This is a genomic window from Pantoea sp. DY-5 (assembly GCF_019795955.1).
GTDB classification, from domain to species: domain Bacteria; phylum Pseudomonadota; class Gammaproteobacteria; order Enterobacterales; family Enterobacteriaceae; genus Pantoea; species Pantoea leporis.
This window is the reverse complement of the sequence record NZ_JAIMIE010000010.1, coordinates 1-22805: the sequence shown is the minus strand read 5'-3', so window position 1 is coordinate 22805 and position 22805 is coordinate 1. Positions and strand designations below refer to the sequence as shown.

24 protein-coding genes and 1 pseudogene are annotated in these 22805 nt (G+C 57.6%); 20 read left to right on the top strand and 5 right to left on the bottom strand.

The genetic code is table 11. The features are described 5' to 3' along the window. Window positions 1-4: 4 nt before the first annotated feature. From traW to repA, 15 genes are all read left to right on the top strand, one after another. Window positions 5-1228 (top strand): conjugal transfer protein TraW, encoded by a 1224-nt coding sequence (gene traW / locus K5Y30_RS23330; protein ID WP_222213616.1) that lies wholly within the window; start codon window positions 5-7, stop codon window positions 1226-1228. Between the two features lie 17 nt (window positions 1229-1245). Beyond that, window positions 1246-2007, top strand: coding sequence for a prepilin peptidase-dependent protein (locus K5Y30_RS23325; protein ID WP_222213614.1), 762 nt, complete (start codon window positions 1246-1248; stop codon window positions 2005-2007). Beyond that, complete coding sequence (gene traX / locus K5Y30_RS23320; RefSeq protein ID WP_222213612.1) at window positions 2004-2576, top strand: conjugal transfer protein TraX; 573 nt, start codon at window positions 2004-2006, stop codon at window positions 2574-2576. The genes K5Y30_RS23325 and traX overlap by 4 nt, the downstream gene beginning before the upstream one ends. Before the next feature lie 11 nt (window positions 2577-2587). Next, window positions 2588-2977: a hypothetical protein gene (locus K5Y30_RS23315; RefSeq protein ID WP_222213610.1), complete on the top strand. Its 390-nt coding sequence runs from the start codon at window positions 2588-2590 to the stop codon at window positions 2975-2977. A 15-nt stretch (window positions 2978-2992) separates the two neighbouring features. Then, complete coding sequence (locus K5Y30_RS23310; RefSeq protein ID WP_222213608.1) at window positions 2993-3415, top strand: hypothetical protein; 423 nt, start codon at window positions 2993-2995, stop codon at window positions 3413-3415. Continuing rightward, window positions 3412-3615, top strand: a complete 204-nt coding sequence (locus K5Y30_RS23305; protein WP_222213606.1) for an Hha/YmoA family nucleoid-associated regulatory protein — start codon at window positions 3412-3414, stop codon at window positions 3613-3615. The genes K5Y30_RS23310 and K5Y30_RS23305 overlap by 4 nt, the downstream gene beginning before the upstream one ends. 88 nt (window positions 3616-3703) lie before the next feature. Further along, window positions 3704-5842: a DotA/TraY family protein gene (locus K5Y30_RS23300; RefSeq protein ID WP_222213604.1), complete on the top strand. Its 2139-nt coding sequence runs from the start codon at window positions 3704-3706 to the stop codon at window positions 5840-5842. Window positions 5843-5908: 66 nt separating this feature from the next. Further along, a complete protein-coding gene (excA, locus tag K5Y30_RS23295) occupies window positions 5909-6571 on the top strand; it encodes a plasmid IncI1-type surface exclusion protein ExcA (protein WP_222213602.1) in 663 nt (220 codons plus the stop codon). A gap of 110 nt (window positions 6572-6681) precedes the next feature. Continuing rightward, on the top strand, window positions 6682-7896 hold the full coding sequence (locus K5Y30_RS23290) for a conjugal transfer protein (RefSeq protein WP_222213600.1): 1215 nt from the start codon (window positions 6682-6684) through the stop codon (window positions 7894-7896). 12 nt (window positions 7897-7908) lie between these two features. Beyond that, window positions 7909-9039 (top strand): thioredoxin fold domain-containing protein, encoded by a 1131-nt coding sequence (locus K5Y30_RS23285; RefSeq protein WP_255606768.1) that lies wholly within the window; start codon window positions 7909-7911, stop codon window positions 9037-9039. After that, a complete protein-coding gene (gene trbC, locus K5Y30_RS23280; protein WP_222213599.1) occupies window positions 9026-11218 on the top strand; it encodes an F-type conjugative transfer protein TrbC in 2193 nt (730 codons plus the stop codon). Before K5Y30_RS23285 ends, trbC begins: the two co-directional genes overlap by 14 nt. A 217-nt stretch (window positions 11219-11435) precedes the next feature. Continuing rightward, window positions 11436-11969, top strand: a complete 534-nt coding sequence (locus K5Y30_RS23275) for a phospholipase D family protein (protein WP_222213597.1) — start codon at window positions 11436-11438, stop codon at window positions 11967-11969. A 134-nt stretch (window positions 11970-12103) separates the two neighbouring features. Beyond that, the gene (locus K5Y30_RS23270; protein ID WP_222213595.1) at window positions 12104-12358 is read left to right on the top strand and encodes a replication regulatory protein RepA; all 255 of its coding nucleotides are present in this window, start codon (window positions 12104-12106) and stop codon (window positions 12356-12358) included. A gap of 227 nt (window positions 12359-12585) precedes the next feature. After that, window positions 12586-12657 (top strand): RepA leader peptide Tap, encoded by a 72-nt coding sequence (tap, locus tag K5Y30_RS24975; RefSeq protein WP_072034413.1) that lies wholly within the window; start codon window positions 12586-12588, stop codon window positions 12655-12657. Further along, complete coding sequence (gene repA, locus K5Y30_RS23260; RefSeq protein WP_222213593.1) at window positions 12650-13516, top strand: plasmid replication initiator RepA; 867 nt, start codon at window positions 12650-12652, stop codon at window positions 13514-13516. Before tap ends, repA begins: the two co-directional genes overlap by 8 nt. A 1180-nt stretch (window positions 13517-14696) precedes the next feature. Here repA and K5Y30_RS23255 read toward each other — a convergent pair. After that, window positions 14697-15173: a helix-turn-helix domain-containing protein gene (locus tag K5Y30_RS23255; RefSeq protein ID WP_304623924.1), complete on the bottom strand. Its 477-nt coding sequence runs from the start codon at window positions 15171-15173 to the stop codon at window positions 14697-14699. Window positions 15174-15274: 101 nt separating this feature from the next. On the opposite strand from K5Y30_RS23255, the gene K5Y30_RS23250 reads away from it, so the two are divergent. From K5Y30_RS23250 to umuC, 3 genes are all read left to right on the top strand, one after another. Next, the gene (locus tag K5Y30_RS23250) at window positions 15275-16186 is read left to right on the top strand and encodes an NmrA/HSCARG family protein (protein WP_222213591.1); all 912 of its coding nucleotides are present in this window, start codon (window positions 15275-15277) and stop codon (window positions 16184-16186) included. A gap of 489 nt (window positions 16187-16675) precedes the next feature. Beyond that, window positions 16676-17053: a peptidase gene (locus K5Y30_RS23245; protein ID WP_222213589.1), complete on the top strand. Its 378-nt coding sequence runs from the start codon at window positions 16676-16678 to the stop codon at window positions 17051-17053. A gap of 2 nt (window positions 17054-17055) precedes the next feature. Further along, a complete protein-coding gene (gene umuC, locus K5Y30_RS23240) occupies window positions 17056-18318 on the top strand; it encodes a translesion error-prone DNA polymerase V subunit UmuC (protein ID WP_222213587.1) in 1263 nt (420 codons plus the stop codon). A 156-nt stretch (window positions 18319-18474) separates the two neighbouring features. Here umuC and K5Y30_RS23235 read toward each other — a convergent pair whose 3' ends face one another. Further along, window positions 18475-19143 carry an SOS response-associated peptidase family protein gene (locus K5Y30_RS23235; RefSeq protein WP_222213584.1) on the bottom strand — a complete coding sequence of 223 codons (669 nt, stop codon included), beginning with the start codon at window positions 19141-19143 and terminating at the stop codon, window positions 18475-18477. A gap of 54 nt (window positions 19144-19197) precedes the next feature. Between K5Y30_RS23235 and K5Y30_RS23230 the strand changes: the two genes are divergently transcribed. Further along, window positions 19198-19443, top strand: a complete 246-nt coding sequence (locus K5Y30_RS23230; protein WP_222213582.1) for a DNA polymerase III subunit theta — start codon at window positions 19198-19200, stop codon at window positions 19441-19443. Between the two features lie 56 nt (window positions 19444-19499). On the opposite strand, the gene K5Y30_RS23225 is transcribed toward K5Y30_RS23230, so the two are convergent. Continuing rightward, window positions 19500-19733, bottom strand: a complete 234-nt coding sequence (locus tag K5Y30_RS23225) for a hypothetical protein (RefSeq protein WP_222213580.1) — start codon at window positions 19731-19733, stop codon at window positions 19500-19502. Window positions 19734-19755: 22 nt separating this feature from the next. Beyond that, window positions 19756-20432, bottom strand: a pseudogene (locus tag K5Y30_RS23220) (Rpn family recombination-promoting nuclease/putative transposase). Window positions 20433-20760: 328 nt separating this feature from the next. On the opposite strand from K5Y30_RS23220, the gene K5Y30_RS23215 reads away from it, so the two are divergent. After that, window positions 20761-21390 carry a DNA-binding protein gene (locus K5Y30_RS23215; RefSeq protein WP_222213578.1) on the top strand — a complete coding sequence of 210 codons (630 nt, stop codon included), beginning with the start codon at window positions 20761-20763 and terminating at the stop codon, window positions 21388-21390. A 25-nt stretch (window positions 21391-21415) separates the two neighbouring features. On the opposite strand, the gene K5Y30_RS23210 is transcribed toward K5Y30_RS23215, so the two are convergent. Continuing rightward, window positions 21416-22123, bottom strand: coding sequence for an RES domain-containing protein (locus tag K5Y30_RS23210; RefSeq protein WP_370634238.1), 708 nt, complete (start codon window positions 22121-22123; stop codon window positions 21416-21418). Window positions 22124-22805: the final 682 nt, after the last annotated feature.

Here is a 22805-nt window from a genome sequence, read left to right as displayed (position 1 = left end):
TGACATGCATAAATCCACACCATGGCGCCCCGCGGGGCGCCGGCTGCTTGCCGCCTGCGTGCTGGCGGCGCTGGCGCCGAAAGCGCTCGCCATGCCCGTAGAAGTCGTAACCAGCGCCCCGACAGAACTACTCGTCGTGCCGGCGCTGCAGACCATGCAGGCCACGCTGGCTGAAATCCTGTCGGCGGAGAAGGAGACCGGCACGGCGGTGGTGCAGTCCTCGGACAAAACCACCACGGCCATTACGGAAGCGGCGCGCACCCAGCGCGAAGCGGAGAACTTTAACCGTCAGGCGGACCGGCTGGAGAAGGCCCGGGCGGCCTACACGGTGCCGGACAGCATCTGCAGCGAGTCGGCCTCCGGGACGGCCGCGCAGGTGAGCCAGGCAACCCGCGCGGCGGCGTCAAAGCTTGCCGGCGGCAGCGGCGTGTCGAGTGCGGTCGTGCGGGAGACGCTGGCAAGCCTGCCCACCTCGCCCCGGCAGGGCGGCTATCGCAGCGCGCTTATTCACGCGGGCTACTGTACGGCGGAGGAGGCGAAGCTGTACGGCGGTACCGGGCTGTGCCCGGGCGTCTCGGAGCTTCCGGGCGGCGACACCGAGGCGCGATCGCTTTACGACGGGGCGGGCCCGGCGGGTAAAGACCCCGAGCTCACCTTCACCCAGGCGCAGACCGATGCGGCGATGGCCTACGTGAACAACTCTGCGAAGCTCGACGCCGGACGCACGCCGGGCAAGGGTGAAATCCAGACCGCCACCGGTCAGGAGTATCAGGGCCTGCTCACGCAGTACAAGGCGATGCAGAGCGCGGCGATGCAGCCGCAGCTGGACATGGTGGCGGCGAGTCAGCCGCAGGACGCCACGCAGGCGGCGCTCACCGAGGCGCGGCAGGCGCCGTCGGCGGAAAGCTACTTCCAGCAGACCGCGTCAGCGCAGGCAAAGCAGACCGGCACCATGAGCGAGCGCGAGTTTGAGGCGTTCGAGGTGGGCCGCCGCTACGCCAACACCGCGTGGGTCACCGACCTGCAGGGCATGGACGGCGATAACCTGGCACGCGAGATGGCGCGCCAGCAGAGTCTGGCCAACTGGCTGGCGCTCGGCATCAAAAACGAACTGCGTCAGGCCAACATCATCAGCGGCCAGCAGCTGGCGCTGGCGGCAAAAAATGAATACGCCCCGCAGCTGCAGGCGCTGTCCTCGCAGATGAGCGCCGGCGTGAGCGCTAAGTAATCCCTACGGAGCATTCCATGACGACAAGCGGTACCTTCGCGCCGGACGCCGGCGCGCTTTCTTCCCTGCTGGACGCGGCCGCCGGCCCGGTTCTGGTGCTGGACCCCTGCGGCGCGCTGTGGGAGGCCTTCTGGCAGGCGCCGCGCTGGAAAACGCTGTGGCAGGCGTGGCGCCTGGCGCCGGGACAGACGCAGGAGGGCGACGTATGGGACGTGCTGAGCGCGCTGCGCCACGTGCCCGCCACGGTCGGGAGCGAGGCGCTGGCCGCCGCGCTGTTTCCGGCAGACGGGCACAGCGACCTGACGCGCAGCCTGATGGCCTGCGTGCTGGCGTTCGCGGACGACACGGCCCACTTCATCGGGCGCTCATCCGGGCTCGGTGCGCTGGCTGGTCAGCTGTGGGCTGACGACCTGTGGACGGCTATCGCCCGCTGGAGCCGTCAGTATCCGCACCATCCGGCGCTGCAGGCGGCGCGCGCGCTGCTGACGCATGAAGGCGCCGGCGAGTCTGTTCTGGCTATCCGCGGTCGCATGGCCATCTTCCACCACCCGCACGTGGCGGAGACGTTCACGGGCGCGCCGGGATTCAGCCTCAGCGCGCTGCGCCAGCGTCCGGGACAGATTATCTTCCTGACGCCCGACATCCGCTGCATGGAAAGTGAGGCGCTGACGTCCGTGTACGGCTTCGTCTTTAACGCGCTGCAGGCGCTGGCGGCGCTTCACCACGTCACGTTTTCGCTCGCTGAGCCAACCCTGTCCGCAGAAGGAGATCCCCTGTGAATGAATCTGATTCAGCCGCTCCGCAAGGGAGCGCAAAGAAGTCCCGCATCACGCCGAAGCGCGTGGGCTGGATAGCGCTGAACTTTGTCCTGCCGGCGTGGGAGGTATCCAGCTGGAGCCGCCACGCCGGGCGCAACGTTTCGCGCCTGTGGCAGCGCCTTCGCGAGGTCACGGCAGGGCGCGGCGCCGGAGATTACCGCCCCGCTGACTGGTCGCAGGCGGTGGCGGACAGCGGGCTTCCGCCCGCCCGCCTTGCGCGTAACCTGCGCGTCAGCCGCTGGATATGGTGGGGGCTGATGTGGCTCACCGGCCTGCCGGTAGTGGGATTCCTGCTGATGCTGACTGCCGCGGGCAGCAGCATCGGCGGGACCGGCTGGCTGCGCGTGGGCTGCGTGATGCTCGTTTTGATGCTGCTGGCGGCGACCGGGTTCGTGCAGGCGCTGGTCACCAGCTTCCGCCTGTGGCAGCTGACGGAAAAGCGGGTGTCGGCGTCAGAGAAGGGCAGTTTTCAGGACTTTCTGCAGGAGACGCGCTGGTGCCGGCAGGTGCTGAGCGGCGGCCTGCTTTAAGGATACTGTGCATGCGAAATCAAACACGCGAACAGCTTCTTATCCGGGTGATTACGCTACTGGATAACGCCAGTCTGGGTGATCGCAAGGAGACCATTTCAAACCTGCTGCACGGCGCACGGCGCGCCAGTCGGGAGCAGGATGATTTCACGGCACAGGAGCACAGCACTGAGGCACTCAGCCAGCTGCGTAAAGCGCGGCACAGCCTGCGTGTCTCTGGCGTGGCTGAGCAGGAGATCACACCGCTTGAGTACGCCATTGAGCTACTGCTTCCGGTGAAGGAAGACGCTGCTGCGAAATCGCTGTGGCGGTATCTGCTGTTAATTTTGCTGCTTCCTGCAGGCGTCACGCTCGTTCTCACGCCGTTGCTCTGGCTGGCAGGTCAGCTGCCGGGACTCTGAAAAAGGAGAGAAGCCATGTATATGCGGCTTGATGTGTTAGCCGGCCTGCTGAGAGTGCGGCCGGGAGAACTGCTTCACGCTGTGCGCACTACGGGCGAGCTGGACGGCATGCTGCTGCCTGCACGCAGGCAGGTGCGCGGTGCGGCCCTGATGTTCGATCATGCGGAAGCCACGGCGTTTGCGGCGCGCTGGCACGCCCGGGAGCCTGCTGATCATCCCGCGCCCTCCGGGGAACCGCTGATACCGCTCGATGCGTTTGCAAGAGAGGCGGGCATAGCGCCGCTTGCGCTCTGGCAGGCCGTCAGCCGGCGTAAGCGCCTGCGCGGTATCACGCTGCCGGTGCCGGTCAGGTCCGAAGGGCAGCTGCTGTTTGAGCCGGCTGCGGTCAGCCGGTTTGTCAGCGCCCTGAGGCGCGTATCGAACGGAGAGAGCTCATGACCCGTGATGAATGGCTGCTGAAGTTCCGGCGTCACCAGTCGCCCGACACGCTGGAGAAGGTTTACGAGATGCTGAAATACAGCGGTGACCCGGCGGACGAGTATGCGATGACCTGTGCCTGGGACCACCGCAGGGCGGAGCTCGCCGCCGGCAGGCTTTTCGATCGCGTGCCGATGCACGTGTGGCGGTTCGTGGAGTAACGTTAAGCGTATTCAGCCCGCCTGCTTTTCACACACTGCCATCCCCAACACTTTTCACTCAGGTCATCCCCTGACCCACAGGTAAACCATGAAGCTACTGACAAAAATTCAGGCGGCGGCTCTGCTGTGCGCCGCGTCCTGCCCGGCGTTTGCCGACGGCGTGGACTACCAGACCATCAGCGATGCCGCCAGCAAGACCGGTGACCTGTCCCGGCAGGCGCTGGTAATGATATTCGGCGACGTGGTGCTTACTCCGTTTCAGCCCGGGCAGGTCACGCTAATCGGCTCGCTGTTTGCGCTGCTGAACGGCGTGCTCTGCTCGGTTGCGCTGGTGTGGTTCCTCATAGTGACGCTGAAGACGGTGTTCAAAGGTGGGCAGGACGGCAAGGTATTCAGCGCCGGCCGTACCATGCTGCATCCCGTGATGAGCTTTGCCGGCTTTATCACGCTCGTGCCGACCTCGTCCGGCTGGTCGCTGTCGCAGCTGGTGATGCTGTGGGCGGCCTCCACCATGGGCATCGGCAGCGCGAACCTGTTTACCGACAAGGCTGCGGACATGATAAGCAGCGGGATGTCGCTGGTCGTCCAGCCCACGGCACCCTCCACGCGTTCGGCGGCGCGCGCGGTGTTCGAGATGAACCTATGTAAGTACGCGACCAACCGCGAGCTGTCCTCCCTCTATCAGGATGGGCAGGCGCGAACGGCGCTGATGGAAACAAAGGGCGGAAACGGCGACTACACCACGGGCAACGGCAGCGCGCTCTGCGGCAGCGCCCGCATCCCCGAGCCGTCAACGGGTGTTATGGACAGCCTGTTTGGATCGGCCGTGAACACGGCGAGCGTCACGACGGCATCGCGGGGGGCGCTGGACACCATGCAGTCCACGCTCGATACCGCCGCGCAGGCTTACGTCGATGCCTATCTCAGCCGGCGCGATCAGGATACCGGCACCCTGAGCGATCCGGAGACCACCATTCAGAACGCGGCGGCCGCGTATGAAACCACGGTCAACAACGCGCTTAATCAGCTGAACTACAAAGACTCGCTGCAGAGTCAGCTGACGACGCAGCTTAAAACCTACGGCTGGATTTCACTGGGTGCCTGGTACAACACCTTTGCGACGGCCAACAGCAAAACGAACGAAGTGGCCAATGCGGCACCGGTGACGTCAGGGGCCAGTCTGCATGGCGAAACGGGAACCGGTGACCTGTTTCATCAGGTATTCACCGCGTATCGATCGCAGGTACAGAACAGCACTTACACGGCGCCTCTGGGATCGCAGACAGCTAAAGATGACGGCGCAGCAGCGAACGCAGCAGATCCTGATGCTGTATTCACCGGTATTTTCAAATCGCCTATGCAGCAAATCACTACTTATTTTGCCAATAGAGAATTTGGTACTGATGCGGATTTTTCACACCAAGTTAATCCTCTTATCAAGATGCAGACCATAGGTGACTACACACTCTTGGCAAGCGAGAGTGCATTAACAACTTACACTCTTGTCTACGCGGCGGCTTCCGCTGCTGATAATTCACTATTGGGCACCGTTGGAAGAATACTCCCGTTCAACGTAACTGCAGCGGCTAAAGATGTTCTGACTGAACTGTCACCGCCATTTTATTTCCTGCTGTTGCTCTTATTTGCAGTGGGTTTTTCACTGGCGGTATTTTTGCCAGCTGTACCCTTTCTGTACTGGATGGTAGGGGTATTTAACTGGCTGGTCAGCGTCATGGTGGGGTGTGCTGCCGGACCTATGTGGTCAGCGACCCACCTCGGTGCCGAAGAGGATAAGGGCAGCCGCAGTGCGTACGGCTATATCTTCCTAATCGACATGATGCTGCGTCCTTCTCTGATGGTGCTCGGATTCTTTTTTGCTTCTGTTGCCGTTATGGCTGGGGGAACGCTCTTAAACCTGCTGTTTGGAACCGCGCTGGCCAACGCTAACGCCGACTCAATCATCGGGTTATTCAAAATGGTGGGATGGCTGCTGATCTACGCCCGCATTGCGACATTTGGCGTGACGCGCGTATTCGGGCTGCAGGCTACGCTTGCCGATTACGTTATTACCTTCCTGGGCGGTGCAGGTATGGCCGGCATCATGGGCGGACTGGTGGAAGACGTCAAAGGGATGTTTGCCGGCGCAGGTGGCGGTGCTCGCATAACGCCGGGTCTTCAGAAAGTTACCAATCCTGAAGGGCCCGGTAATAAAGACGGAGTTAGATAATTATACCTGGCTTTATTTACAGTCGTGCGTATAATTTAATCAGAGGAATTGCGGCAGGAGGATGCCATGAAAACCATTCAACGTCATGATAACTGGGTTGATTCTAGTTGGGCTCTAATTCGTGTGCTTTATTATTTTTTGGGACTGCCAAGCCTTGTTTTTTTAGCCTTTGCAAGTGTAATTATTTACTCAAACAACGGTCCTTCTGAACCAGGTTCAGGCTTGGGTTTCCTATTTCTTTTCGTGTGGTGTGGAATTATTTTTCCTTTAGGCTTCCGCCGTGTCAGCATCATTCGTCGTCGTCGCCAGCTTAAACAGATGGTCACCATGCTCAGCAGTGACGAACGTTTCAGTCCACAGAAGCACCATCAGGTTATGGATGCGGGCCGCGGTAAATATTTGGGTGTCGATATCAGGTCCGGCAATCTTCTGTACATCCACATGGTGAAAAAGGGCGTTGTCGACGTTATCGGCCTCACCATGCGTGACTGGACGGACAGCGAACTGGAAGGTAGTACGCTGCGGTTGAACACGAGAAACCCTGAGGTACCGGTGCTAAGTATTAATGCGCATCCGACCGTAGCCAAAGAGCTGTTTAATACGATCAGCGCTATGAGTCACAAGAGTTATTCAGAATCGTTCCCGCAGGAGCCGTGGCCGGAGTATGTTGGCCGTCAGAGCCGCTTTGTGGAGTTCGAACACAACGTGGTGGTCCCGCAGGTCGTCTGATTTATCCCGACATTCTGACGCTTTTCCTCTGACACCGGCCCCGCGCCGGTGTTTTCTTATCTGCAGTCTGGCGGGTCCTTGCGTCCGCCTCCGGTCCCGGAAACTCTCACATGTACACCTCTAATCCGAACGCCACCGGCAGTAACGAGCCGGCCATGGTGATGATCACCCTTGGCCTGACGCTGCTGCTTTGCTGGCTTTTCTTTGCTGACTTTGTGCGCTGGAGCTGCTGGTTCCTTTACTGGCTGTGGCGCTTCGCCGACTTTCCGCAGATTCACGGCTACGCCGCCGAACGCATCAACCTGCTCGCCGCCACCGGCAACGGCGCGGAGTCGGTGAAGCTGACCGAATGGCGCGACGTGATGAACCTCACCGCCGGCATCCTTTTCGTGCCCATGATGCCGTTAGTCGCGGTGACCAGCTGGGCGCTGGCGCGTCATCCTGCGCTGGGCTTTCGCAGCCGGCGCGCGATCGATATCCATTCGCTGCCGCGTGTAATGGCCACCTTCGCGCCTTCCGTCATTCCGGTTCTGTCCGGGCATCGCGGTGACGGGCTCATGAACGACACCACGCCGGAAAACGCCTGGGCGCTGAAGCCCGAAGAGTTTGCGGAGCAGCACGGGCTGATCAAGCGCCGCGTGCTCGATCGTGACGCGGCAACAGCCTTATTCGATGCACAGAACGGGCCGGCCATGACGTCACCTGACCAGTGGCAGCCGCATGAGCGTGCTCTGCTGGCCGTCTTTGGCCTGCAGGTGTTCACCGGTGACAGGAAGGCGGCCACCACGCTGCTGGATGACCTGAACCGCTCCTGCATGACCCGCCGGCTGTTTCGCGCGCCGGAATTTCGCAGCGTGCCCGACTGGCAGGTTGCAGAAAAGCACGTGGCCAGCGTGCTGGCCAGCCCGGGCGTCAGCGAGTGGCTGAACATGCACGGGACGGTGCGCTCCGCGCTGGCCGGGCTCTACGGACGCGACCTCCGCCTGCCGCCAGCGCGCTTTCGCTGGCTGAAGGGCTGCGACCGCACGCTGTGGTACGGACTTCACACCGCCGACACCGCCAAGGTGTTCGTGGAGGGGGCGGGCATCGTGGCGCAGGCGCGCGCGGAGCGGATGGCCGCCCGCATGAATCTGCCGCGCCCGCCGCTGATGACGGATGAGGCAGTGGCCGGGCTGCAGCTTGAGCTCGAGTCGCTGGGGCTCGTATACCCGCGAGACGCGCGGCCGAAACGCGCGAAACCGCAGCGCGAAATACCGTTCCCTGACGCACTTTATCTGCCCGGACAGGGCGAAGACGAATTTTCTGACGGCGCCGGCGCGCGCTGAGACAAGGATCTGATGATGACAACTTCACGCAGAGAGGGCCCGTTCGGGGCTGAAATTACCGGCGACCTGCTTAGCGCCCACCGCTTTCAGACTGACGAAAATGTGGGTGCGGACTCGCTGACAGGGCGAGGTTTAACCACGCTGTTTGTTTGCTCGCTCCAGAAGAAGCCGTGGTTTGTCTTGCACGGCGACGGCCTGTACGCGCAGAACGCACAGGATGGGCTGGCTCCGCTCTATCGCGGCGATGACGCGGCGCAGTTGCTGCGCTGTATTTCTGACCTGCTGACCACTACAGAGAGTAAGCGTATACGCAGCCGGAGACTCACGAAGTACGGCTGCGTCCTTGCAGCGGCCTGTCTGACGGGTGCCTTGCTGACAGTAGCCGTCATGGCTTTCGGCTTGCTTTCGTCTTCAGGCTCCCGTCTTCTCACTACAGTGGATGCCCGGCCGGTGTTCAATTCAGTAGCCGGCCCTGCCCGCAACACATCCGCTGAGCGGAGTGCCCCGGTACTGATGCCGAACCAGAATGACGTGCAACCTGACCGTCCGGTACTGCAACCGCCTGCGCCGCGGGAGCAGCCGTCCGCCGCCGCAGCCGACGGCTGGGACCTTCCGCAGAGCGTGCGCGCGGAGCTGCCAGCAAAACTTCATAATGCGGCATCACGAGGGCTGTTCACCGTACCGCTGTCATCCGGCCACGCGCGCACGATTTACGTGTTCGCCGACCCGGCATGCCCGAACTGCCAGCGCATGGAGCGCCACTTTGAAACTGCTGCCGGCACGGTCAACGTGGTGATTTTCCCGGTCACCATCGAGGGCCGCGAGGCGTCCCTGAAAACGCTGACGCCGCTGATGGCGCTGCCCGAGGCTGAACGTCCTGCCGCCTGGAAGCAGCTGTTTTCCGCTGACGCGGGTATTGGCGTGCCGGGCGCCACCCCGACTGTGCCGGCGATCACAGACGAGACGCAGGCCGAAACGGCGCGCGGGGCAATCGGCGTCAACGAGGTGGCCTTCCGGGCCTACCGGCTGCCTGGTACCCCCTGGACGATTTCAGACGACGGCCGCTACGTGCCGCAGAGCGTACTGAGCTCGCCAGCGGCGCTCACGGACTTTTTAAACGGAGGCGATCATGGCGGACAATAACGCTGCGCTCGACAGTGCGCGCGTCAACCGGCACGTCGGCCGCTCGTGGCTCATCGACGTGCTGAGCGAAACCGGCACGCTGGCCTGGGGGATGCTGGCCGCCGTGGTGGCCGGCATCGTCTGGCCCGCCACGCTGGTGCTGAGCCTGCCGGTGCTGATGTTCTGGGCGCTGGTCGTGGCGCCCGCCGGCCGCTGGAAGATGCCGATGCGCATGCCGACCGACATCAACCGGGACGATCCGTCTACCGAGCGAAAGGTGCCGGCAAAGGTGCTGGGCTTTCTGCCGGTGGCCACCGTGCGCATTCACACCAGCCGCGCGGCCGGTATCCTGTACGCCGGCTACCTGCGCGGCAGGGACGCCGGGCGGGAGCTGTGGCTTTCCATGGATGACCTGACCCGCCATGTGCTGATGTTCGGCACCACCGGTGCCGGTAAAACGGAGACGCTGCTGGGCTGGGTGTTTAACGCGCTGTGCTGGGGTAAGGGCGTCATTTTCTCTGACCACAAGGCGCAGAACGACGTGGCGCTGGCCATGATGTCCATGGCGCGCCGCTTCGGCCGTGAGGACGACCTGCGCATGATGAATTTCATCACCGGTGGTCGCTCCCGCGCGCAGGAGTTGCTGGAAGACGTGAAGGGCCGCCCGCAGACGAATACCACCAACGTGTTCGGCATCGCGCAGGAAACCTACACCATCAACCTGATGGATTCCATGCTGCCCAAAACCGGCAGCAGCGGCGGCGAGTGGCAGGAGAAGGCGCGCTCGATGAACCAGGCGCTGGTGATCGCGCTTGTCTATAAGTGCCGGCGCGAGGGATCCGTGATGTCGCAGCGCACTATCCAGGCCCACCTGCCGCTGCGTAAAATTGCAGGACTCTACGTGCAGGCGGTTGAGGAGCAGTGGCACGAGGAAATCCGCGTGGCGCTGGAAAACTACCTCAGCACTCTGACCGCCTTTGAGATGGACAAGGTGGCCACGCCGTCCGAGTGGGACCCAGAGTCGAACCGCCAGCACGGCTATCTGATGCAGCAGTACACGCGCATGCTGAGCCTGTTCAACGACACCTACGGCCACGTCTTTGCGCGCGACGCGGGCGACATCGACCTGAGAGACGTGGTCCACAATGACCGTATCCTGATCGTGCTGGTGCCGGCGCTGGAGCTGTCCGCCACGGAAAGCAGCACGCTGGGCCGCCTCTATCAGTCGCAGCTGGCCATGATATTAAGCCAGGACCTTGGCGAAAAGCTGGAAGGGCGTCCGGACGAGAACATGAAGGTGCGGAAGTTTAAGGACCGCTTTCCGCTGCTCTGGATTATTGACGAGGTGGGCGCCGGCTACAGCGAGAAGCTCGGCGAGCTGGCCACGCAGATCCGCTCGCTGGGCTACTGCCTGCTGCTGGCCGGACAGGAGGTGCAGCGTCTGAAGACGGCGGCAGGCGACGCGGTGTGGACGCTGATTGCCAACATGGGCGTGCGCATCACCGGCAAAATTATGGATCCGAAGGACACGCTGGAAATCCTGCAGCTGATGGCCGGCACCGAATACCGCGCGCATATGAGTGCGCTGGTGCAGCAGGGCAGTATCCTCGGGAGCGGCCTGAGCGATGATCCGCGCCTGCAGGTGAGCGAAAAGAAAAAGGTCGACGTGGAGGAGGTGCAGGCGCTGCAGGAGGGTGAGAACGTCACGCTTTTCAGGGGGCAGGTTGTGCGCGGCAGCTCGCTTTATATCAGCGATGCCGACAAGTTCACGAAGGAGGCGGTGCGCATTAACCGCTTTATGGAGGTCAGCCCGCCATCTGAAGCCCGGCTGCTGGCCACCATGCCTTATCGCCGTCGCCGCAGCTACGTGCGGGCCGACCGGGTTCAGCACATTCTGCAGGTCCTGGACGCACCCCCGGCCGCGCAGGATACCCGTGGGCTGGTGCTGACAGACCCGGCGCTTGCCGCCGTCTGTGAATTCTCCCTCGAGTGCGAATACAGCTGGAAGCGGGCTCCCTCAGCCGCGGTGCGCTCGGCAATACTCTGGCACATGGTGCTGGAAAGCCTGCCTGCGCGGGGACGGGGCTATAAGGTCCGGCTGCGCCAGCCCCGTCTGATGGGCGTGGGGCGCGAGGCAATTGAAAAAGCCGCGCAGAACTATGTGGCGCAGGCGGCTGAAAATACTAAAACGTTTAGCTAACCGGTTGTCACGTATGGTTATTTGAAGCGAAAGGGCTAAAGCATTTTAGCCTGAGTCCGATAACAACCGTGAGACTGCTCCACAGTCTGCCACTGCTTAAATAAACGTTTGTAATGCTGATCCCTTTAGGGGCCTTTAAGGCCCTCTTTTTTTGCCTCTGCGACATGAATCATCCGACTTATTGCCGGCCACTGCCGGCTTACTGAAGGAATAAAACATGAAATTAACGTTTGCAGCGATCGCTATGGCGACCTCGCTGAGCTTTGTTGCGTACGCATCAGCCGCGACGCCTTCCATTGAAGTCGGATTTTCGCCTGAGGGCAGCGCGGAGCAGCTGGTCCTCCGCACGCTGGACGAGGCGCACGAGAGTATCCGCCTGATGGGCTACAGCTTCACCTCGCCCACGATCGTTAAGTCCCTGGTCGCGGCAAAACGTCGCGGTGTGGACGTCAGGGTAGTGGTGGACGACAAAGACAACCGCAGCAAATCGAGCCAGGCAGCAATGAACGTGGTGGTCAACGCCGGCATCACGCTGCGCACTAACGGCCAGTACAAAATCATGCATGACAAAGTGATCATCACCGATGGCCAGAACGTAGAGCTCGGCTCGTTTAACTATACCCGGAGCGCAGCAGAGTCGAATTCCGAGAACGCGCTGGTCGTACGCGGGGTGCCCTCGCTGGCGCAGATGTACCTGACGCACTGGCAGTCTCGCTGGGATGGCGGTACGGACTGGCGATCAACTTACTGAATTACGCCTGACAAAAGTGAGAGTGGTCCGCGCGCCAACGCCGATCACACTCCAGCTTAAAGTTAAGTCGCTGATTTATGAGTTATGTAGTATCCTCTGCAAAATTCGCTCTGAATTTAGTGGAGGAGGCAGAGATGTCGCAGCCAGCTAACGCAGTCACTTCCTCAGCAGGATCTAAGCGCCCATATCGCAAAGGAAATCCGTTAAGTGCTTCTGAAAAGCAGCAGGCAGCGGTGGCCAGAAAAAAACTGACCCATAAAGAAGTTAAGATTTTTGTGCGCAATCCAATAAAAGACCGGCTTTTGGTCGAGTGTGACAAACAAGGCATGACCCAGGCTGAGTATATTGAACGTCTTTTAGAACAGGCATTTGAAGCTAGCAATAAGTAATGGTATTACTTTCTTGTCGTATGTCTGTTGAAGTGATAGATTGCAAACCGTAAAGAATTCTGGCGGGCCACGCCGCAAGGTGGCAAGAGACTGGTACTGACAGATTACTGAAGGCCAGAAAAAACGAAACCCCGATAATCTTCCTCAGTTTGGCGACTAGGTAGAAGACTAACGGGGCCCACTTATTCTGCATAGAAGCTGTTGCTCTATGCGGGGAGTATAGATTCATGCCCGGAAAACTGCAATACCTTCTGTGCGTACTCCTGCTGTGCAACATAAGCGCAGGAAGGCGTGACTGAACAGGTATCTGAAAACACTTCATTTTACCGGCAGGTAAAAAATCCGAATCCGGAATTTATTCCTGAGAAAGGAAAGAAGACCCTGCCGTTCTGCGAAAAAATCCGTGAGAAGGCGGCTGGCTTTACCCAGCGCGTCGAGTTCCAGACGCTGGTTGCAATGTCGATCGCCCGCGGCGAACGGCGTCGTCGTCCGCCGCAGCTCCGCATGCGCGCGCTGGAGGCGTCGCTGCAGGCGCTCTGCCACTACTTTAACCCGCTGGCCAACCGCGTAGGCGCCTCGCTCACCACCATGAGCATCCGCTGCGGGCTGGCCACGGAGAAAAAACGCCTCTCCATCACCCGCTTTACTGGTGCCGTGCAGTTCCTGGCGCAGCTGAAGCTCCTCACCTACAACACCGAGTACGACAAAGAGATTGGCTGCAATATCCCGACGGACATCACCTTTATGCCACTGATGTGGCAGGTGCTGGACGTGTCTGAAGAGGCCGTTGCGGCCGCACGCCGCAGCCGCATCGAGTGGGAAAACCGCCAACGCGAGAAGAAAGGCCTGCCGCGCGCCGACGCCGGCGAGCTCATCAGCGCCGCCTGGTCGTTCGTCCGCGAACGCTTCCGTGAGTACCAGAAGTCGCGCCGTGAACACGGCATGAAGCGTCACCGCGCGCGCAAAGACGCGCCGCGTACGCGCAAGGACATCGAGCAGCTGGTGCGCCTGCAGATGCAGAAAGAAATCCGCAATGGTCGCTTCTTTGGCAGCCTCGACGCGGTAAGAGCGGAGATAGAGCATCGCGTCACCGAACGCATGAAGCTGTCGCGCGGCCATTACGCCCGGCTCGGAGATGACCTGCTGGTCACGACCTGACGGCCGTCGCGGCATTCCCCTTAAAACGCTGGCGCATGAGCGCCGGATTACCCCTGTCTGATTCCCGGCACCCGAAGCCGGCTTTTCACTTCTCCTGCCCAGGATTCAGCTATCCGGTTTGCGCCGGAGGCCTCCCCATGCCTGCAAAACGCCTTTCGCACAAATATCATCCACATCAGCCGTTTAGCCAGACCGCCGGAATGCGACCCGGCGCACAAAAGCACGCCGACTTCACGTCCGCAATCACCGTTTCTGAGTTATCCACATTAACTACGAGAGGGTATGTATTTTATCTTCAGGCCGGAGAGGGTTTTAACCACTGAACGGACTTTTTACAAACCGCGATGATCCTTTTAAAAACCCGATCTCCTTTCTTTTAAAGATCCGTTATTACTTACCTTTAAAAAACAAAACCTATACGGCTGCGCCCTGTGAACAATTAAATGCCCGCCCTCGCAGCGAACTGACGTTCGCGCCGGTTCGGTACAGCCACTTCGCGTCTGAAGGTAGCTCCCGCAAAATTGCGGGCAAAAGGGCGCAGTTGCAGCTACACCGAACTCGGTGTTCACATGGGTGAACCATTAAGAACAGACTCCACTCAGCACCGAGCGAAACCCACCCTGAAAACCGCCGCCGCCCCGGCCCAGTGGGCCGGAACAGTGTCGCTTTATAGATGGATGATGTAACTACCAAAGGCTTTGCTGTAATACTGAGGCCCGCGGTCTCTGTCTTTCGTCTTCGACCATCAGACTAATACGCGACTGAAAGGCCGCTGCTTAAACGACGTCAGACAGGGAGGGGTTGGGCTTTCGCCACCATTGAGCCTGTAACCGGCTCTGCCGGGCTCACGGCGCCCAATGGCATAAAAGTGGTCCTTAACGATTTCTGGCGCCTCCATGCCGCTGACGCGGCATACAGTGGACAGGCTGCGCGCTGCTCGCCTGCCTGAGAGTATCTGAGATGCTGGGCACAGGGCCATTACCCCTTGATTCAAAGGCGTGTATTTACTCAGAGCCTATACTGCCGAACTTTAAAACGCGTATGATGCCCGTCTGCAATTGCTGTAGCTATTCTTAAACGTGGTTTGAGGGACAATGGAACGAAAACGTACGATCGGGATATAACTCATTGTTTAAGTATGTGATTCATAGACATCAATATAATTTTTTTAACATTCCCTTTATTCCTGTCTGAATGTTTTACCTTCAACTTCGTCAGATCTGTGTTCAGCTTCATCATAGGCGCGTCGTGAAGCTTCTATATCCTGCCATGTGTCGCGAATCCAACGGGTAAAACCAGCAAGTGGCTCCAGCATGGAGCGCCCTCGTTCAGTCAACTCATATTCGACACGAGGCGGCAGTTCAGGGTAGTAGTGGCGCGAAACCAGACCATCCCGTTCAAGGTTACGCAACGTTAACGTCAGCATACGTTGCGAGATGTCTGGTATGCCCCGTCGAAGCATCCCGAAACGCATCGGTGTATCGGGATAGAGAGATAAGAACGAAATAACCAAAATTGTCCACTTGTCACCCAGTCGGGCTAATACACTCCCGGGAGCACAAGGCGTCAGTACCGGGCCTCTGGTCGTATGCAGAACAGGTCGACCATTAATCTCATCGGGCATCACGGTCTGCGCATCTTCAGGAATGCTCTTCATTAGTTATCTCTCTGTAACTTAGTATCAAAAAAGTGCCGTCTTGCGGAAAAATCATGATAGTTCAAAATGAGAACCTTCGATAGTTACTAATGGTTACTGCTATGCAACAGTCTTTAGAATTTTTGGTTTTTGGTGCTACAGGGCAACAGGGTGGTGCTGTGGTAAGATCGTTGAAAGCCAGGGGGAAAACGGTACGGGCCTTCGTCAGGGATGCGCAGAGTGATAAAGCAAGGGCTCTTACTGAGCAGGGTATCCAGCTGGTTGTTGGCGATCTGTTTGACCGTGCCTCGATTGATCGGGCTATGCAGGGCGTCAATCGTGTGTTCAGCGTGCAGACCAGCTCGCCATCCGGTCTGGTATCAGACGAACAGGAGGTGATGCAGGGCAAGGCAATTGCCGATAGTGCGGTTGCCGCAAACGTTGAGTTCATTGTGTACTCTTCCGGCGGGGCGGCGGGAAAAGGCTCGACTGGCATGGGACATTTCGACAGCAAGTCTGTGATAGAGGAGCACATTCGCAGCCTGCCGATCTCTGCTACGATAACGCGTCCGGCCAGCTTTATGGAGATGATGCTGCTGCCAGGTATGGGCTTGAATACGGGCGTGTTCACCTACTTCATGCATAGGAACCAGCCTATGCAAATGATCGCGCTTGACGACCTTGGCCGAATTAATGCCGAGATCCTATGCCACCCGGAGCGTTACGCGGGCCAGGCGTTGGAGCTTTCGGGGCAGAGTATCACCGGCGAAGATTTGGAGCATGCTTTCTCACTTGCAGCGGCTCGACCTATTCGCTATCAGCGGTTTTCAGAAGCGTTGCTGGAGAGCAACCTGTTCCTGAAAAAGCTGACGGAACTAGTGGATAACGGCGTGGTTGCAGGTATTGCAGATATCCCCGCCTTAGAGCGAGAGTTCGGTCCGATGTTGTCATTGAAAGACTGGCTTACGGGAGCGGGAAAAGCGCCTTTTGAAGCTGCACTGAATATGGAAACTGCTGATATTGCATTGCGATAACACACTCCGATGGAGTGCGGCTGCGGCCAAACCGGATGCCTTTCAGTTTCGCTTCGCGCGGCACTGAAGACTGCCGTAATGCCATAGATGGCACCGTCCATGGCTGCTCTTTTATAAAGAGTCCGGATAAAACCTGGTAAATCCTGCCCCGGCGCTGCCGGGCTGTTTATTTCACCCCTTCCCGATCGTTCGTTAATTCGCTCGCACTGCAGAAGAAAAGACCTCTGACAGGCTGAGGCCTGTCACATTGTTACGTCCTGCTGTCACGACCCGTTAAAATACTGGTTTGCATAATTCATGGCCAAACACCTGAGTGATCGCTTAATTTTGTAACTATAAGCCCGGTCTGAACTGGCGAACGTAAATCACGCGGTTATGGTTAATTACTGCGGACAGTACAATACGGTTTTTTCTCCTGCCATTGGCTCACAAAACCGGAGGTGTCCCCGGGATTTGGCAGACACTAATGAGTAAGAAGGGAGCATAACGATGGCCTTTCAGAGCCCGGCACAGAATTACGTTGAGACGCGTCTGAATCTTGGTGACCTCGTTCATCTGTCACCCTATTCGACCTATCTGATGCGCAGCGACAGTGATTTTCCTGACGCCGGCATCGTGAAAGGTTCAGTGCTGGCCATCGATCGGGCGCTGATGCCATCGCACGGCCAGCTTATCGTGGCGGAGGTTGACGGTGAGCTGTCGCTACGGCGTCTGCTTCTCAATCCCGTTCCCGCCCTGCAGGCGCTGGATGCGGATGAAACCGTCACGCTTATCGATGTGAGCCTGCCGCTGCCCGTCTGGGGCGTGGTGGCCTATTCCCTCACCGATGTGGCCGGCCTGGGGTTTAGCGGACCGGCGGGAGAGTGACCATGTTTGCCCTGGCCGATGCCAACAACTTTTACACTTCCTGTGAAACCATATTCAGGCCCGACCTCCTGGGCCGGCCTGTCGTGGTGGTATCCAACAACGACGGCTGCGTTATCGCGCGTTCGGCAGAGGCGAAGCGCATGGGCATTAAAATGGCCGCTCCGCTGTTCCAGAACGAACGCTTCTTTCGTGAGAATGGCGTGCACGTGTTCAGCTCCAACTATGAGCTGTACGGCGACATGTCGGCGCGGATGATGGCCATACTGGGGGAGATGGCGGCCGGGCAGGAAGTCTACTCAATTGACGAAAGCTTTCTTGACGTCACCGGCATTGGCAGCCTCATTCCGCTGGAGACGTTCGGGCAGCAGATGCGCGCGCGCATCCGGCAGGAAACCGGGCTGATTATCGGCGTTGGGTTTGGGCCGACTAAAACGCTGGCTAAACTCGCCAACTACGCGGCGAAGAAGTGGACGCAGACAAACGGCGTTGTAGACCTGTCCGACCGGAGCCGGCAGCGGAAGCTACTGCAGCTGATCGACGTCAGCGACATCTGGGGTATCGGACGGCGCATCAGCGTCCGGCTGAACCAGCTGGGCATCAACACGGGCCTGCAGCTGGCCGACAGCAACGTCAGTATGATACGTAAAAACTTTGATGTTATCGTTGAGCGCACCCTGCGGGAGCTCAACGGTGAGTCGTGCCTCGCCCTTGAGGATGCACCGCCACCCAAGCAGCAGATCGTCAACTCCCGATCATTTGGCCAGCGCGTCACTCATCCTGAGGATATGCAGCAGGCTGTCGTGCTTTATGCCACCCGCGCAGCAGAAAAGCTCAGGGAACAGCAGTCACACTGCCGGCATATCAGCGTGTCGATCGCAACCGGGCGTCACGGAAGTGAGCCTCAGTATTCCAACACAGCCTCACGCATCAGCGATTATCCCACGAATGACACGCGCGATATTATTGAGTTAGCGCTCAGTGGACTAAGCACTATCTGGCGGGGAGGCTACCGGTACGCAAAAGCTGGCGTTAGTCTGGCCGATTTCTATCAGTCGGGTGTGGCGCAGTATGACATGTTCAGCGAACAGCAGCCGCGTGCAAACGCCGATGCGCTGATGTCAGCTCTCGATAAGATAAATCGTTCCGGGAGGGGAAAGGTCTGGTTTGCAGGGCAGGGAGCGCGTGACAGCAGCTGGCAAATGAAAAGAGAAATGCTCTCGCCCAGATACACGACGCGACTCAGTGATATTCCCCTGATCAAATAAATCACTTCCGGACGATTCTTTAAACAGCATTCTTATTAGCGGAAATACTGAGTAAATGCCGCGGAGACAATCATTTCCCCGCGCTTTTGTTGTACGCCAGAGGTTTAGTGCTTCGGTACGCCTGCTCATTACTTGTTTACGAGGATGAAGTATTTCTTACTGAACGGGTTCAATAAGCTCACTACCCTGATTATGGATGTTGCCCACCTTCGCGCTTATGGGGTGCCAGGTGAAGTCCCTCTCCGGAATGGCCGCATCACGTGCGATTTCTTCTGCCCGTCGTGGTGTGGTGTCAGCACTCAGCCATTCACGGACGGCGTCAGCAGCGATCACTAACGGCCTGCGATCGTGGATGTCGACCATGCCCTGGTTGCTCGATGAGGTCACAATGACAAACCCTTCCTTACCGTGGTCCTGTCCGTAAGGCTGCTTACCGATGGCGGCAAAAAACAGGGGATGTTTTTTTCTGTGGTAGATGAAGAACGGCTGCTTTTTCCCGCCCTCTTTTTGCCATTCAAACCAGCCGTCAGCCGGCACAATGGCGCGCCCGTGGTTCCACAGCGGCTTAAACATGCGGCCGCTCGCTGCCGTTTCGCCGCGTGCGTTAATGAGCGGCTGCTTATCCCACCACTCCGGGCCGTAACCCCAGAACACGGGATCGAGGTGCAGCGCATCCTCACGCTCGCTGAGGAGCAGCACCTTTGTGCCTGGCGCCACGTTGAAGCGGCCAATGGGCTCCGGATCAAACGTGATTTCGTCTGGTTTCAGTCCGAGTGCGTCAAAATATTCATCACGGCTGCTGTACTGCGCAAATCGTCCACACATAGACACCTCCTGCTGTAAGGATAGCGGGGTATACTGACGTCAGGAGGATTTAACATGAAACACAATTTAGCCGCACGAAGCACGGAAGAACGCGCAAAGGTCAACGTGGATCTTGCCGCCTCAGGCGTGGCGTACAAAGAGCGCCTTAACCTTCCCGTTATCCCGGCCGAAGCTGAAAGGCAGCAGCCAGAGGAATTGCGTGAATACTTCAGGGAGCGGCTGCAGTATTACCGTAATCTGGCACTGCAGTTCCCGCGCGGGACCGATCCGGTTTATCAGAAGGAACCGAAGGGAGAATGAAAGGCGATGACGTCCGGGGCAGGTATGGACATAAGCCCCCCTGGCAGGGGCCCGGTTTACTTCTGATGCGATGAGGCTGGCGATCCCAGCATAATGCCGATCATCGAGAGCCCGGTAATAAACAGCCCTGCAATCACGATCACGCCGGTCAGCTCTGTAACCTGATTCATGTCCATCCATGAGTTCATCAGATGAGCGCCGTCATTCAGCAACGTGCGTAACCCTGCCGGCAGCCAGGACGACAGAGCCTGGGCGCCGCCGTCAATTAATTTCGTCAGTTCATTGGACATGGTTTCGTTTACCCCGGACAAATCAGTGGCGAATTTTTGCGAGATCGTCGTCTGACAGCCCGGTCAGTTCCCTTACCGACTCCAGCGGAATGCCTTTTGCCAGCAGGTTGCGGGCAACCTCCATTTTACCTTCCTGCCGCCCTTCCTGACGCCCTTCCATGCGCCCTTTCTCCAGGCCCTTCTGCTCAAGCTGCTGTGCAATCGTCATCAATTCGTCCTCATGCTCCGGCACTCTCTGCGCCAGGTTGCGTACGAAGGCTTCGGCATCGTCGGCTTCGCCCGCCTGTACGAGGTAGTTTATCAGCGAAACCAGCTGCTGTCCCGTCAGGTGACCGGCCATCAGGGTGGCGGCCAGCCGGTCCAGCAGGTCGTCACGGTCGCGCTGGTGAATGTGCTTTTGCAGCAGGGTAAGCGCCGCCATGCTGGGGTGGTTCATGATCTCCTCGTCCGGGATAACCGTGACGTCGACCAGCGGGAACGGTGCGCCGTAGAGGCTTTCGGCCAGCGCCGTCCGGTGTAGAACAGCAAGAGGATGACCAGCGGCAGCTTTTTATGGCCAGCGTCGGGGTGGCGCTGCATGGCGGCCACGGCGTAGCGCATCAGGCGGAACGCAATGAGGCGGTCGGGCGTCGACAGGTGCCCGATGAGCACGTGAATGTAGCCGTCGCCGGCTGCAGTCTTCAGGCTTTGGATCAGCATATGGCTGAAGTAGGCTTTCTCCATGAATCAGCCAGAATCCAGCTTGGGCCCGATTGGCGATCGGACATTAGGCTGCCTTCAGCGCATTTTTCTACTACAAGAGCCTGTAAAGGATTGATGTAATACCTGTGACTAGGGCTTTTATATTATCGCCTCAGTGGTATCGCATTAGGGTAACTCAGTTAAATGAAATCCACGGGAAAAAGCCTATAGAGTGGGAGTACACCCTGTTGCGGCAACACGCCGGTTCAGGCTGTATATTTTTAAGTCGCTTTTATTTGACACTTTACTCTAATGTGACTAATCTAAGTGTCAAAGAGAGGTGAATATGACTAGCACTATTCAAAAAGAATCCCGCAAACCATTGCCAGCAGAGCAAATGGTCGTGGTTGACCGGTTATCAAATCTGGCAGTTGAGTTAGTGGCAAAACTAGCTGAAAAAAAACAGCTAACCACCGCTCGCAACATGACAGATAACGAGCTGGCTAAACTTTTTTTTGAAACCCAACTAGACCGGTCTTCTGAAATGTCGCCGCGTGAAAAACGCAAAATGGATCATCTAAATGAAAGCGCGGTCAAATTTGCAGAGCGTCTGAAAAGACTTGGCGGAACATGCCGGGCAAGTACAGCAGCGGACATCCTCGGTGTAAGAAGACAGACAATTAACAATCGACTGAAAGCAAACAAATTACTGGCAGTGCAGGTAGGAGGCGAGAGCAAATTCCCGGCATTCCAGTTTGATGGAAACCGCATGGTTGAAGGGCTGGAAGAAGTATTATTGTTGCTTGGAGATTTTAGCCCGGTCACCAAAACCTCGTTCCTGACTGCAATGTATTTTTTCGATGATGAAAAAAATTTAAATGTCATTGATGCGCTAAAAAAATACGGCACGGCAGGTGAGCACATGAAAGAGATCCGAAAACAAGCAGCTCTCTTCGGTCGTCAGGCCTCCCATTGAAAAAAGGCCCCTTAGGGCCTTTTATTTACGAATCATCTGCAGTCACATCAAACTGTAGTGTTTCCACCACAATCTCAAATCCATCAATGTTTTCTTCCTGCCAGTTTTGAGGGAAATTATCTGGGTTCGAATCAACATGTGAATAAACGGAACTATTCATGACATCAGCTAAGGGGCCTGTCTCCCCCTCACGTTTCCAGAAGGCAGTACACATCCCCACACCGTAATGTCTGGAACTATACGAAACTCCGTCATACTGTAACCCTGGAGTGTTCGCAGCCCAATCGGTAACGGTTTGTGTAATGTCCTGTCGATCACCCATCGTCTGATCAGCAGTAATATGCAACATACCCTGCAACTTCGTCATGTTGATGGTTCTCGTATCACGAGTCGTCTCTAGCGTATACATCTGAGCCTTGTGTAAATCGCTCAAACCAAGAGTAAAATTCTCCGGGTCACGTTGGTAGATTCTTCCCAACGATTCAGCTATTGCAGCGGCGGCGTTATCTGCGGCGTAGCAGATACCTGTGCGGCCCGTAGGGTCGTTGTAGCGACCTAACGGTTCTGGGGGCTTCGGTGCGCCATAATGTACACCTGAAGGATATTCGTCCCACTGCCAGCGCATTTGTTTAGTGCCTTTCTCACGAATGTTACTTGGAACACGCCCCTGCATTTCTAACTGGTTTAACTGCTCATGGATGGAATCTCCATTCGTTCTCTTTCTTGTAGCCACGGAACACCTCTGTTTCTTTCAAAAATTATTTGAGCCATACATTCACCATTACTGGGATATAGGGAATTGATTGGCCTACGTGCTTGCCCGTAAGCCACTTACCTTTTTAAGGGCATCCGCATCTTAGATTCTGTAGAACGTAGTTTCAACGATATGATTTATATGGCTTCTATTTAAAAGGATTGACAAAGAAAGCAACTAAATCGTGGTAATCGAGGCTTAGTAAACATACTGAACGAAAACGGCATAAAGAGTGTGGATGTGTGTCCAATTGCTATAGGTAAGCCTGCTCAAAAATCAGGCTTACCTATAGCAATTTTCGCTCTGTAATCTGCATTAGTAACTGGAACTTCTGATGCTGGAACAGCGTCAGAAGCTTGTTACTTCATGCGACGCGCTGATGGCTATGCGCTTTTCCGGAAGCAGGGAAGGGGCTATGTGGCCTGAATATTTCTTGTTGGATTGCAAAAACAGGGAGGAAAAGAATAGATTCCAGATAACGATATTGGATTAACTATATGATATTTAACATAAATAACTTTATGCGACCTTTGGTTGTAGTGGCTAAATTCAGATGTCCGCCTCTGGCTATATTGAGATGTCCGCTTTATCGTCCTTTTTCCAGGGTTTCCCGGCTGAGGACGCAACTGATGACGGCTTACGGTTCGGAGTGCTTTACGAT